Source organism: Polaromonas sp. Polasp52 (assembly GCF_059491565.1).
Map to the genome: position 1 here is coordinate 2,711,599 of NZ_CP168513.1, position 11,773 is coordinate 2,723,371.

The 11,773-nt window shown below is 61.8% G+C and carries 12 protein-coding genes; 1 reads left to right on the top strand and 11 read right to left on the bottom strand.

Features of this window, described 5'->3' with window-relative positions; all coding sequences use genetic code 11:
* Positions 1 to 45: 45 nt before the first annotated feature.
* From ACEN9P_RS12675 to ACEN9P_RS12710, 8 genes are all read right to left on the bottom strand, one after another.
* Positions 46 to 1,575 (bottom strand): ankyrin repeat domain-containing protein, encoded by a 1,530-nt coding sequence (locus ACEN9P_RS12675; protein WP_495619439.1) that lies wholly within the window; start codon positions 1,573 to 1,575, stop codon positions 46 to 48.
* A gap of 240 nt (positions 1,576 to 1,815) precedes the next feature.
* Positions 1,816 to 2,544, bottom strand: a complete 729-nt coding sequence (locus ACEN9P_RS12680; RefSeq protein WP_495619440.1) for a hypothetical protein — start codon at positions 2,542 to 2,544, stop codon at positions 1,816 to 1,818.
* 21 nt (positions 2,545 to 2,565) lie between these two features.
* A complete protein-coding gene (locus ACEN9P_RS12685) occupies positions 2,566 to 4,119 on the bottom strand; it encodes an ankyrin repeat domain-containing protein (protein ID WP_495619441.1) in 1,554 nt (517 codons plus the stop codon).
* Between the two features lie 137 nt (positions 4,120 to 4,256).
* Complete coding sequence (locus ACEN9P_RS12690) at positions 4,257 to 4,820, bottom strand: DUF4124 domain-containing protein (protein ID WP_495619442.1); 564 nt, start codon at positions 4,818 to 4,820, stop codon at positions 4,257 to 4,259.
* A gap of 141 nt (positions 4,821 to 4,961) precedes the next feature.
* Complete coding sequence (locus ACEN9P_RS12695) at positions 4,962 to 5,870, bottom strand: helix-turn-helix domain-containing protein (protein ID WP_495619443.1); 909 nt, start codon at positions 5,868 to 5,870, stop codon at positions 4,962 to 4,964.
* A 206-nt stretch (positions 5,871 to 6,076) separates the two neighbouring features.
* Positions 6,077 to 6,472, bottom strand: a complete 396-nt coding sequence (locus ACEN9P_RS12700; RefSeq protein ID WP_477662914.1) for a nuclear transport factor 2 family protein — start codon at positions 6,470 to 6,472, stop codon at positions 6,077 to 6,079.
* A 4-nt stretch (positions 6,473 to 6,476) separates the two neighbouring features.
* The gene (locus ACEN9P_RS12705; RefSeq protein WP_495619444.1) at positions 6,477 to 7,376 is read right to left on the bottom strand and encodes an MBL fold metallo-hydrolase; all 900 of its coding nucleotides are present in this window, start codon (positions 7,374 to 7,376) and stop codon (positions 6,477 to 6,479) included.
* A 63-nt stretch (positions 7,377 to 7,439) separates the two neighbouring features.
* A complete protein-coding gene (locus tag ACEN9P_RS12710; RefSeq protein ID WP_495619445.1) occupies positions 7,440 to 8,078 on the bottom strand; it encodes a DsbA family protein in 639 nt (212 codons plus the stop codon).
* 75 nt (positions 8,079 to 8,153) lie between these two features.
* Between ACEN9P_RS12710 and ACEN9P_RS12715 the strand changes: the two genes are divergently transcribed.
* The gene (locus ACEN9P_RS12715) at positions 8,154 to 9,113 is read left to right on the top strand and encodes a LysR family transcriptional regulator (RefSeq protein WP_477662911.1); all 960 of its coding nucleotides are present in this window, start codon (positions 8,154 to 8,156) and stop codon (positions 9,111 to 9,113) included.
* On the opposite strand, the gene ACEN9P_RS12720 is transcribed toward ACEN9P_RS12715, so the two are convergent.
* Genes ACEN9P_RS12720 through ACEN9P_RS12730 form a run of 3 tightly spaced genes read right to left on the bottom strand, consistent with a single transcriptional unit; the run spans position 9,101 to position 11,719 of the window.
* The gene (locus ACEN9P_RS12720) at positions 9,101 to 9,580 is read right to left on the bottom strand and encodes a DUF2917 domain-containing protein (RefSeq protein WP_495619446.1); all 480 of its coding nucleotides are present in this window, start codon (positions 9,578 to 9,580) and stop codon (positions 9,101 to 9,103) included. The genes ACEN9P_RS12715 and ACEN9P_RS12720 overlap by 13 nt on opposite strands.
* Positions 9,581 to 9,607: 27 nt before the next feature.
* Positions 9,608 to 11,434 (bottom strand): AfsR/SARP family transcriptional regulator, encoded by a 1,827-nt coding sequence (locus ACEN9P_RS12725; RefSeq protein WP_495619447.1) that lies wholly within the window; start codon positions 11,432 to 11,434, stop codon positions 9,608 to 9,610.
* 9 nt (positions 11,435 to 11,443) lie between these two features.
* Complete coding sequence (locus ACEN9P_RS12730) at positions 11,444 to 11,719, bottom strand: DUF4242 domain-containing protein (RefSeq protein WP_477662908.1); 276 nt, start codon at positions 11,717 to 11,719, stop codon at positions 11,444 to 11,446.
* Positions 11,720 to 11,773 lie beyond the last annotated feature (54 nt).

Consider the following 11,773-nt stretch of genomic DNA (forward strand, 5'->3'; position numbering starts at 1 on the left):
GAGGTAATAAAACGGGTATCACTTCGGGTGCATCACTGCTGACGCTCAAAGCAAGCCGTATTGCTTGAAAAGAGCTTCCCAGGCCGCCGGATCAACGTCATCGCGATACTCCACGGCTAGCTCCACGAATGTCTTCGCCAATGGCTCGCCGTTTTCCTCGTCCGGTATAGGCGCGCCCAGTTCCAGCAGCGTCCTGGCATTGTCAACGCGACCTTCCGTCATCGCTCGCCACAACGGGAAAATCGAATCACCGTTGCAGAGCGTCGCTTGCCCCAAGGTGGCGCCCAATTGACGAAGCCTTTTCAAGGCTGGGGCTGTTTCGCTGTGGCCCGAAATATAGACTGCGACCAGGTCCAACGCTTCCACGCTGGACGCAATCCCGTTGATCAGGTGGTCAAGGAACACAAGATCGGTGTTCCCTGCGTCCACCCACAGAAACGCTTGCTCATACAGGGGCGCGAGGGGAGGGTCATTGCTGCGCCCATTGACGCTTTTGACCTCGGAAAACCAGTCTATTGCTTGCTGGTCGTTCATCCACAAAATCACATCCAGTGCAGCGTGCTCCACGGCAGTGCAGAGAACAGCTTCCCGATCCTGATCTTGGTACTGTGTCTTCAGGGTATCAACGTCGTTGTGCTTCGCGGACTCGACAACGACTTCATCACGCGACAGGCTTTCATAGAACCCTTCAGGCGCGATCAAAAGCGCACCCCGCTCCCTGAAAATCCGTGCGCCTAAGGAATTTTCACCTCTGTCGAACGAATGCCAAATCGGGCTACCACACTGGGTGACGGGATTCAGATTGCTCTTGCATCGCTCAACGACCCATCGGCAGGTTTCAATGGCCTCGAATTGTTCTGACGACAGGACAATATGCAATACAGTTTCGCCGTCGGTGTTGGTTTCATAGGGGTCGAATCCCAGAGCACAGAGCGCTTTCAACACCGGCAGGTTGCACCAATATGCCGCACGGATCGTGAGCGGCGCGGCATACTGCCCGATACGGCGATTTTCACGAATGACGCCCTGTTCGATCAAATGCAGTGCAATAGGCGATGCCTCCCGCAGCATCAAGCCTTCGAGAATCTCGTCGTCAAGCGTTACTCTGGTCACGTCAATCTGGGGGATCAGGGCTTCGGCACGCTTGAAGTTCCTGTTGGCGAGCGCCCGCTGGAAATCCGAAGTCGGGTCTGGCAGCGCAATGGACTGAAATTCTTTGAGGAAGGCTGCTTTCTTTTTGGTCTGTTTGCCAGCCGAATAGAGTTCGACCTCGTTGTAGTCGTCGGCCCCGACATGCAGTTTGACCATGTGCGCGCCGAGCTGGAAAAGGGCCGAAATAACGGGCCTGTATTCCGAGCGATCCCCGGCATAAAACTGCACACTCACCACATTCCGATAGCGCCGAAAGCGTTCCACGGAGAACTCATTGCACGCACCGGGCAGCGCCGCGCCCAGGCTTTGAAGCGCCTTGTCGAAATACGACTCCGTCGCGCCGAGTTGCGCAACGATTCTCTGGTCAAAGGATTCCGCATCCGTTTCTGCTTTAAACAGGATCTCTGCGCTGAAGTCTTGCATCCTTTAGTCTTTCATGGCTGGTTTCGACCGGGTGGCTGATGGAGCCACTCAGGCCCCGTCACTTCGAGTGCATCACTGCAGATGCCCGAGAATCCAGGGCAAATAGTCTTTGCAACGCCAAGACCCCAGGTCAGCCCCCATTTGTATATAGTGCCGGGCCTTCTCCAGATCTTTGGGCCATTGGTCTTTTTGACTTTTAAAGAGAATGGTTCTGACATTGATAAGCCGGATTGACTTTAATTATTTGGGCTGACTCACATTGAATGTGTATTTATTCGCGCAATACAAAATGATGTTTTTCGGATTGCTCAGGCAAAGATAAAAGTTCTTTGCATTACCTTGGGAGCTCTCACATGACTTCACGTCAATGGCGTCCCGGAGGGTGTTGAATTTTTTGCTGGCGTCAGCGAGTTCTTGCTTGGTGATGTATCCGTCGTTGAAGTTGACTTCGCCCTGAAGCATGGACTGGTCCAGGAAACGCCAAGTGTCTTTGACCGCTTTGTGGCAACTCAGTTCTTTGGCGTTCTCTTCGCCTTTTTCAAAAAGAGCCTTCGCCATTCCGGATGCCATGGCGGCGGTCTCTTCCGGGATTGTTTTTTCTTTTGCGCGCGGTTTGACATAAACCTCATCGCTAACTTTATGAAAAACGAAATCGATACCAATCACGGTGGCTTTCATGACCTGCTTATCGAGTTGGCTGATATTCACAACACCCAAATCAATTTCCAGCAGATGACCGTCGGTAATGTAGAAAACGGACGGACTCATGGAACGAATTTTCCCGTTCGCGGAATACGTTACCTGCGTCATGTGATTGCCGCTGAATTCCCATCGGTCGTCTTCGTCATCGGTGGGGTTGCCGTTGTACGAGACAATTTTCCAACTGCCCTTCAGAGAGCTTTCACTCACTTCGAGGGCGTATGCCTGGTTTGCCAATAGCACCAGTATTGCCAACGCAATTTTCAACATGATTTGTGTTCCTTAAAGCGATCACAAAAGCCCAGCAAGTCGCGCTTCAATCGTCTTCAGCATATTCACCGCATCCGCACCCTTGTTCTTGTGCTTGATGTGATATTCAAGCAGCATCTTGGCTTTCTCCAGACGGGTTTGATCGGGCAACCAATGCGCCATCAGAATTTTTGCTGCTTCGATATGACCTCCCTCCAGCGCCTTAAGCAGGGGATCAATACTTTCTTGATTTATCACAGATTCATAAAGTTGAATCGCATTGGGATTAGCGCCGCGACTGAGCAGCAAATTGACGAGGTCAACGCTCCCGCTATATGCAGCCTTGTGTAATAACGTTTCGTTGTAAGCGCCAATCGCGTTGACATTGCAACCAGCATTCAACAGCAGTTCAACCACGTCGGTATGCCCATCGCTTGCCGCGCGAAGTATTGGTGGTTCGGGCGTGGAGATATCAAGAGCCGCATACAGCGTATCCAGATCAACGCCCAACTTTGTCATAGCCCTGATCTTCGCCAGGTCATGCCCACGAATGGCCTTGTACAGATCACGCGGCAATTCACCCGTGTAGGCGTCGGCGGGTGGTGAAGAAACCATGCCCCGCGCCTTCAGGTAATCCACCGCACCCTTGATGTATCCAAGCTTCCAGTAGAGATTTCTCCCATCTTCCTGTTTGACGTTGAGGTCCAGCCCGATCGAATCGGCAAAGGCCAGGAACGCCGGAATTTCTTCCTGGCTGTGCGTTCGCAGGTCGAGCAATGCCGGTACGCCGTCGGCATTCAATGTGGACGGGTCCGCGCCATGCGCCATCAGCAGTTTGCAGGCGTCCTGGTGCCGGTAAACGATGGCGTAGTGCAGCGGCGTTTGCCCGGCAGCGTTTCGGCGCGTGAGGTCTGCTCCGCCCTTGACCAGCATCTCGATGACGTCAAGCGATTGGTTGTTGATGGCCAGATGCAGCGGCGTTCTCAGCCCTTCCTCTTTGAATCGCTTGGCAGGCGTCTGGACGTTCACGTCCGCGCCTGCAGCAATCAACAGCTTGACGATGGGCTTCTTGTCATTCAGCGCCGCCAGATGGATGGGGTACACACCGGGGCGTACTTCCTGGTTCGGGCTGATGCCTTTGGCCAGAAGCCTTTTGATCTCCGCCGATTTGCCTTTTTCCAGGGCCGTGAGGAACGCAAAGTCGTCATCGAACTCGGCCACGGCGGCCACAAACTCCGCCTCTTTGGCCTTGGTCTTGCCGATTCGAATGACTTTGGTGACATCGCCCGTGCGGCTGTCATCGATGCTGGCGCGCAGGTGCGTGGCGCCCAATTCAATCAGCTCGCTCAGCAGCGTCTGGCTGTCCAGGCCAAGCTCCATAAACCGCAATTCCAGTCGCCTGCCAAAGCGCTCCAGGCGCTCGACCTGAATCCGTTCACCTGCATGCGGCTGAACGCAGCGCAAACCCATGGCGATCAAGGCTTGGCTGGCGGCATCCCACGCATCACCGGATGCAAGCTGGAAGGCTTCCATCCAGCGCTGGCTGATATCGTCATTTTCAAAGCAGAGGGTGGCAATCGTTCTTACTTCTGACATGGGGTACTACTGACCTTCATCTTGCTGTGAAGCAGGGCATTTGAATTGCCTGCGGTTTATGGAGGCCGGTGGGATCGGGAACTGCGCGCCGGGTCTGGGGCAGTCGATCAAGTCCATCGAAGTTGCGCAGTGCTTGTCTACTTGATGCAAGCCGTGAAGTGGTTGTTGCCGTTGGACATGCACTGGTAGAAGGCGCGGTCCTTGCCCGTGGCGGACTGGCAGCTGGCCAGGTTGGTCTCTGCCTTGGCGCGACGCAGCCTGGCGGCATTGTTGTCGTAGTCCGCCTGGGTGATGTAGCCGGTTTTCAGGTTCTTGGCACTGACTTCCAGCGCCGTATCCGCCTGCTCCTGCGCATTCCTGACCGCGCTGCTGCAGTCCAGCGGCACCTCTTTGCTGTCTTTGGTTCCCAGGGCCTTTTCCATGCCCTTGGCAAAGTCCTGCACGTCTTTGGGAATCTTTTTGGTGCCGTCGGCGTTGTACTCGGTGGGGCGTACCTTGCCGTTGTTGTCACCGCCAAAGCTGCTGTTGCTGTGCAGTTTCAGCGCCTCACTGGGTTTATCGTTGGCGGGCGGCTGCTGGTCGTAGTGGGTTTTGCCCTGTGCGTCCACCCATTTGTAGACGCCCTGAGCGTGGCTCACAGAGGCAACGGACAGCACGGCCAGGCTGAGGCCGAGAAGTTTGGGACTGATCTGCAAGCGCATGGTGGGGCGAGCCGGGCAAACAAAAGACTTGGATGTTACGCAAGCGCGAGGAGGCGGTCTTGAATCAAAACGACATTTGCGGCGCGTATGGTGGAATTGGACGCAACAGGAATTGCGGCCCGTGGACAAGGTCCAGAGCCGTCAGCGCGCCTTCAGCGCCTGCCTCAAGCGGTAAGGCCAATAGGACTCCTGGGTTTCAATGGCGCGTTGCAGGTCCGTTGGATTCAAGCCCGAGTAGCGTTTGACTTCCCGACACAAGTGCGCCTGGTCGGAGAATCCCATGGCATGGGCGACGTCCACCAAAGACGGGCCTCCAAACGCGTTGGAGCCGTGTCCCCGCGTCAATGTTGACTCCATGCGCACCAGCCCACGGATCGCACGCATGGGAAGTCCCAATTGGCCCTTGATGAGCCGCTCCCGTTGGCGCGTGCTTTGCCCTGAAGCGGATGAACGCAGTGCTACCGCATCAACCCAGTCATTGAACAAGGACAGGCCATCCGGCGGCGTTGCCACCGGCCGCGGCGCACGCACAGGTGTCCAGCGAGGCGTTAAAAAGGCCTCAATGATTTGAATGCGTTCCAGATCATCGCCGGCCCGCAGGACGGAAATCGCCATCTGCTGCCAGTCTTTGCCGAGCACGGTTTGCAGGTTCCTGGCCTGGTCAAGCAAACCAGTCACATTCAAATGTGTCAGCGCGTGAAACGCATCCGGAAAAATAGTCAGTGAAAATCCAAGGGCCGGGCCGTGGCTTTGCCAAACCGTGGGTTGCGTGCGAGGGCCGCGCAAGACAACCCGTCTTGACGACGCGGGCCATTCACCATCGCCAAGAGGTATTGACGATCTTCCACCTTGAATCAACCAAACCATGCTGACCAGCGGAGACACCGGTAAATGACTGAAGCTTTGTTGGGGACTCAGTTGGGCGTCCAAGGTGTCGCGCACCACATAAGCGCACACGCAATCCGCGAGCAAGGGCGAAGGCAGGAATAGCGAGGTGCGCGTGCCGGGGTGTATTGCCCCGTCATCCACCTCAAGATGGTTTATTGCCATGTTTTGCCTTCAACAACGAGGCGATCAACCTCCCGGTGCCCTTTGCTTCCGGTGGGAATTTTAGCGGCTGTGCTCGATGCCGGCGCGCAAATGCGTGGCACCCGGTTCGATCGGCTTGTTCAGCACAAGCACATCGGTTGCCCTATCAACAGTCTTTTGACTAAGGCCCGCGCTCCGAGAGGAGGGCGGGCTTTTTCTTTTTTTTCTTAGTTGCTGCCCATGGCCTGGCGGACCAGCAGCGTGTCCGTGAACTGCTCGAAGGCCACGATCTTGCCGTTTTGCAGATGCCAGATGTGGGTGACGCGGGCCTGCAGGTCCTTTCCCGTGGCGCGATAAGTGCCGCGGTAGCTTCCCACCCCGACGATGTGCTCGCCGCCGTCGATCAGGCTTTGCAGCTCGAAGCGATAGCCGATCCAGTCCCTGCCCAGTACGGCAAAGACGTTCTCGGCCACCGCTTGCGGCCCGACCCAGGTGCCCGCGCAGGGAAACCCCGCCATCTCGGTCCAGCGCACCTGGGGCGACACATGGGCCATCATTGCGTCGATGTTTCCCTGCGCCGACGCGGCATAGTGCGCGCGGACGATGTCGATGTTCGACATCATGGCCTCAACCCCACTTCATCTCGCCCTTGGCGACTTTGGCGCCGATTTGCAGCGCCACGCCCATGCCGGCGTTCGGGTAGCGCCGGGTCATGGCCGCGATCAGGGCGGCGCTGTCGGCGGACTTGGCCAGCACTTCCTCGAAAGCCACGAGGTAGTCGCGTGTGTATTGGATCGCGCTTGCGTCCACCGCCGCCGTGACAGCCATGTGGCCGGGGACGACCACGGCGGGTTTGCGCGCGGCCATGGCGTCAAGTGCCTTCACCCATGCGGCGCGGGCCTCCGCGCCCTGCGTGTCGGCGGTCCACACGTGAACGCCGGAGAACAGCAGCACGCCGCCGAAGATGGCGTTCAGCGAAGGCACCCAGATATAGCGGCGATTCGCAAGACCGTCGACGTCGACGATCTCCAGGGCCTGGCCTTCCAGGGTCAGGGTCCGGCCGTCGAAGGCTTCGGGCATCACGATGTCGGCCAGGGCCTGCGGGCCGTTTTCCTTGAGCTGGGGGCCCCAGGTCGCCAGTTTCTTTTCCACATTGCCCTTGATGGCCGCTATCGTGGCCGGCGCGGCGATCACCTTGGCATCGGGAAATGCCGCCTTGATGGGCGCGAGGCTGAAGTAGTAGTCAGGGTCGCTCTGGCTGATGTAAATGGTCGTGAGCTTTTTGCCCGTGGCCTTGATGGCCTCGGCCAGCGCCTTGCCGTCGGGAAGCGTGAAGCCGCCATCGATCAAGACGGCCTCGCGATCGCCGGAGATGAGGACCGGGGCGCGGAAGAATCCATGCTCGCCGGCGGGAAAGTGTTTCCAGGTCAGATTGGTATTGGCAGCCATAGCGCTTTTCACTCCTAAGATGGCCGTCGCGACACCCGCGGCGGCTACGGTTTTGAGGGTTTCTCTTCGTGTTGTCATGGTTCGCTTTCTCACGGTTAACTAAAAAAAATTCGCTGGCACGAGCTTCAATTCAGGCCCGGCTCAGGCCGTTTCAAGCTCGCTGATCAGCGCACGGGGGTTGGAATAGAAGGCCGCGTGATTCACGATCCAGCGCTTCGCGCCCGATTCCGCAACCAGGGTCGGCACGCCGCGGGCGCCGAACTCCCGCATCAGGGCCTGTGCCCGGCCGGTGCGGGCTCGGTTCGCCGTGAGAAGTGCTTCATCGGGCTGCATGACCATGGTTGCCGCCTGCTCAAGGCCCAGCCCGCGCAGAACGTCCGCCAGTGTGGCCAAGGAGCTCACATCCTTGCCGTCCACATAACGCGCACTTTGTATGGCCTTGAGGGCTTCGAGCTCCCTGGCCGGCGCGGTCAATGACACGGCCGTCAGCGCCACCGTAGCGGGGCCGCTGTCGAAAAGCCGCTGGCGATCACCGAGAACCTGCTGCCGGTACTGCTCGCTGAAGCGCTGACCGGTCAGGCGCTCTATGCGCTGGTCGTTGGACCAGGCGTAGGCGGCGAACTCGCTGTCCATGGGTCTTGCGCCCGCGCCGGAGAACAAGCCGGTGGGCAGCAATTCGACGCTGACGTCGGGGATTTCCAGCAAGGCGGAGAGCACCGGCGTGGCGCCGTAGCACCAGCCGCACAGCGGGTCGAAGAGGTAATGCAGGGTCTTGGTCATGGTTTGTTGGCTCACTGGCTGTGATCGTAGGCACTATCAATTGACTGTTAAAGACATCTCTGATAAACACAATGTATGTTTAAAGCAAACAATCACGACGACAGCAGCCTTGGGGGGTTGGGAAACCTGAGGCGCCTGGCCTACTTCGCGGCGGTGGTGGAAACCGGCTCTTTCACCGCGGCGGCGGATCGGCTGGGCATCACCAAGGCCGTGGTCAGCCAGCAGGTAGCCCGGCTGGAGCGCGAGTTCCGCACCTCGCTGCTGGTGCGCACCACGCGCAAGGTGCAGCCCACCGCACTGGGCCAGGCCTTTTACCTGCGTTGCGCACTGATCCTGCGCGAGGCCGGGAATGCCTTCGACGACCTGGCTGAAACTTCGGCGGAGCCGTCGGGCATGCTGCGGCTCACCGCCCCCTTTGACTATGGCGTTGGTGTCGTGGTGCCGGCCATCGCCGCCTTTACCCGGCGCTACCCCGCGTGCAAGGTCGATGCGGTGCTGAGTGACCAGACCATGGACCTGATGTCCGGCAACTTCGAACTGGCGATCCGTGTCGGCTGGCTGGCTGAAACCAGCTTGCAGGCCCGAAAAATCGGCTCCTTCCGGCAACTGCTGGTGGCGCCGCCGGCCATGAAGGCACAGGTGGCGCGGCTCACGCGTCCGCAAGACATCGCCACGCTGCCTTTCGTCGCCAATACCGCCTTGCGTGAGCACCTCAGCTGGAATTTCTCGCTCAACGAGATAAAGCGCGAGGCCGTGACTGTGCAGGCCTCGATTTTTCTCGATGCCACACTGGCCGTGCGCGAAGCCGTATGCCAGGGTGCGGGGCTCTCGGTGCTGCCGGACTATGCGGTGGCCGGCGACCTTGCGGCCGGCCGTCTCATCGAGGTCCTGCCGCAATGGCAGCTGCCTTCAGGCGGCATCCACGCGGTGTTTCCGGCCGCGCGCTTTCGTCCCGCCAAGGTCCGCGCCTTTGTCGACCTGCTGGCGGACAGGGCGCAGCAAGGGCAGGCCGTCAGCGAGGTTCAGGAAGGCTGAGTTTCAACAGTGCCGGCCCGGCTTCCGCGTCTGGCCGCCTTCCAGCGCGATGAACAAGGCATGGACCTCGCTAATTTCGCCGTGGCCGCGCGCGCGCCTGGCAGCCGCTGCGGCCTGGCGCGCCAGCGCCGCGAAGCCGCGGGCCGCCACAAAGCCAGGAAGGCCGCGCCGCCCAAGGGCCGGGCCAGCAGGGCGCCGGCCAGGGCCGGGCGGCGGGGCTCCCAGTGCAGGCTCACGCCCCGCGTGCTTTCCGCGGGCTCGATCACCGCGTTCTCGTGGTCGCCAAGGCGCACGCGTTGGCCGGCAGCGATGAAGTGGTCGCCGGGGTCCTTGCCCCGCGTGAGCCAGAGCCGGCCGCGCAGCACCGTCAATTCACCGCCGCGCCGGGGCAGGCGCAGCGCCTGGCCTGGCAGCAGGCGCCGGGTTCCACCGCGAAACACGGCGTCTTTGGGTTTTGTCTTCATCATCAAGCTCTTGGGGTGTCGTCGCCGCCGTCAAAGCCCGGCGAGGGCGTGCAGCACGGGGTTGTCGATCTGGCCGGCGAGCAAGCCGGCCGCGGCCGTGCTCGCGCTGTCGCCCAGCGCGCCGCGGTGCAGGCAGGCGCGCACCGTGAGCTCGCGCATGCCACTGCGCGCGGCCAGGTCCTGCAGCTCGTTGATCCAGGCCGAGGCCTGGGGCATGGCATCGGCCACCGCGACGCCGCACAGCGCATCGAGCGCATAGCCCTTGCCCCACAGGTAGGCGTCGGGCAGGCGCACGCAGCGCGCCAGCGCGTCGACCAGGATTTCGGCCGCGCGCCGCGGTTCGCCACGCGCCATGGCCACCCGCCCCAATCCGCGGCCGGCAATGCCTTCCCAGCAAGGGTCGCCGATCTGGCAGCCGAGCGCAAAGGCATGCTCGAAACGGTTCGCGGCGGCCTCCACGTCGCCGCGCAGCAGGTCGACCTCGGCCCGCAGCGATTGCGGCCAGGGCACAAAAGCGGTCCAGCCCGGCTGGGCCAGGGCCACCGAGCGGTCCAGGGCGTCGGCGGCGGCGTCCAGCTCGCCGTGCAGCAGCAGCGCGCGCCCCAGCATGGACAGCGCATAGGCGAGCTGTTTGGGGTCGCCAGCCGCGGCGCCCAGCGCCTCGGCTTCGCGCAGCAAGCTGATGGCGGCCGCGTAGTGCGCGGTGTCGCTGAGCGCGCTGCCGTGCACGGTGGCGATGCGCGCCTGCTCCGCGCGGTCGCTGCCTGCCAGCGGCGCGGCGCGCTGCAGCCAGGCCAGCGTGCGCTCGTAGCGGCCGCGCAGGAATTCGACATAACCGAGCTCGCGGCAAGCCGCCGCGGCGAGCGCAGGTGAGGCATCCCGGCCCACCTCCAGGGCTTCGTGAAGCGCCGTGGCGCCTTCCTCGTCGCGGCCGCGGGCGGCATGCACCAGCGCGCCGCCCAGGGCCACGCGGGCACGCGCGCGCAGCGCCGTGTCGCCGGTGGCGTCGGCCTCGACGATGGCGCGGCGCAGGCATTGCAGGCCGGCGTCGAGCGCTCCGGCGCCTATGGCGGCCTCCCCGGCCTCCAGCTGCGCCAGTGCCGCGGCGCGCCTGGTGGCCGGCCGCGCGGTGGGCGTCGCGGTGGCAGTGCGCAGGGCGGCATCCAGTGTGGCGCCCGGCTGCACGCCGAGTTCGCGCTGGAACAATTCACGGCAGGCGGCGGCCTGGCGCGCCGCGCCCACACCGTCGCCGCAAGCGGCCAAGCTGCGCACCAGCAGCGCCTGGTAGTTTTCGTCCAGCGGGTTGTGGCGCACCAACCGGGCGGCCAGTGTGGCGGCTTCGGCCATGGCGCCTGCCGCCATGCGGGCCAGCGCGGCCTCACGCAGCACGGCCTCGGCGGCGGCCTGAAGGTGGCGGCGTTCCGTGGCGAGCCAGACCTCGAAGGCCGGGCTGCCTGAAAAATTCATGCCTTCGAGCAGCTCGCGGTCCAGGCCGGGCACGCACAAGGCTTGCGCCCAGCTTCCCGACAGCACGGCCCCGAGGTCGAGGTAGGTCGCGGGCGGCAGCGCAAGCGCCAGCAGGTCGCCGCGCAAATCCGCGCTGTCCAGCAGGCGCCGCAGTTCACTGAGGTTCCAGCGCAAGGCGGCCAGCGGGTCTTCGGCATCCTCGAACAGCAGCCCCGCCAGCTGCTTGCGGCTGACCGGCGACTCGCTGCGGACCAGGTAGGCCAGCAGGCCCCAGACCTTGTGGCCGCGCGGCGCCGGCAGGGGTTTGCCGTCCCGCTCCACCCGCGGCGGGCCGAGCAGGTGGATGGCAAGCCCCAAAGGCGGCATGTCGTTCGGGGCTTGCGGATCCACGGGCGGGCCTCAGGCTTCGGCGGTGGTGGGGTCTATGACGCCGGTGACCCGCGCGACGGAGTCCGCCGGGAAGCCGCCCCTGCGCGCATGTTCCCTCACGAGTTCCTCGCTGGCGGCGTTGTAGACGCAGTACATCTTGCCTCCCGTCAGGTAGCTTTGCACCCACTGCACCTCGGGGCCGAGTTCGCGCAGCACGCCGCACGATTTCTGGGAAATGGAGTGCAGCTCGGCTGGCTTGAGGGCGCCGAGTCCGGGGATGGCACGTTCGATCACGAATTTGGGCATAACAGTCTCCGTTGAGTGAATGGAGACCCGACGATAGGCAGTGTACGTGTGAGC

What these genes read in the sequence shown, in the direction of transcription:
- ACEN9P_RS12675 (WP_495619439.1), bottom strand. Translation starts at nt 1,575, where the DNA reads ATGCAAGACTTCAGCGCAGAGATCCTGTTTAAAGCAGAAACGGATGCG.
- ACEN9P_RS12680 (WP_495619440.1), bottom strand. Translation starts at nt 2,544, where the DNA reads ATGTTGAAAATTGCGTTGGCAATACTGGTGCTATTGGCAAACCAGGCA.
- ACEN9P_RS12685 (WP_495619441.1), bottom strand. Translation starts at nt 4,119, where the DNA reads ATGTCAGAAGTAAGAACGATTGCCACCCTCTGCTTTGAAAATGACGAT.
- ACEN9P_RS12690 (WP_495619442.1), bottom strand. Translation starts at nt 4,820, where the DNA reads ATGCGCTTGCAGATCAGTCCCAAACTTCTCGGCCTCAGCCTGGCCGTG.
- ACEN9P_RS12695 (WP_495619443.1), bottom strand. Translation starts at nt 5,870, where the DNA reads ATGGCAATAAACCATCTTGAGGTGGATGACGGGGCAATACACCCCGGC.
- ACEN9P_RS12700 (WP_477662914.1), bottom strand. Translation starts at nt 6,472, where the DNA reads ATGATGTCGAACATCGACATCGTCCGCGCGCACTATGCCGCGTCGGCG.
- ACEN9P_RS12705 (WP_495619444.1), bottom strand. Translation starts at nt 7,376, where the DNA reads ATGACAACACGAAGAGAAACCCTCAAAACCGTAGCCGCCGCGGGTGTC.
- ACEN9P_RS12710 (WP_495619445.1), bottom strand. Translation starts at nt 8,078, where the DNA reads ATGACCAAGACCCTGCATTACCTCTTCGACCCGCTGTGCGGCTGGTGC.
- ACEN9P_RS12715 (WP_477662911.1), top strand. Translation starts at nt 8,154, where the DNA reads ATGTTTAAAGCAAACAATCACGACGACAGCAGCCTTGGGGGGTTGGGA.
- ACEN9P_RS12720 (WP_495619446.1), bottom strand. Translation starts at nt 9,580, where the DNA reads ATGATGAAGACAAAACCCAAAGACGCCGTGTTTCGCGGTGGAACCCGG.
- ACEN9P_RS12730 (WP_477662908.1), bottom strand. Translation starts at nt 11,719, where the DNA reads ATGCCCAAATTCGTGATCGAACGTGCCATCCCCGGACTCGGCGCCCTC.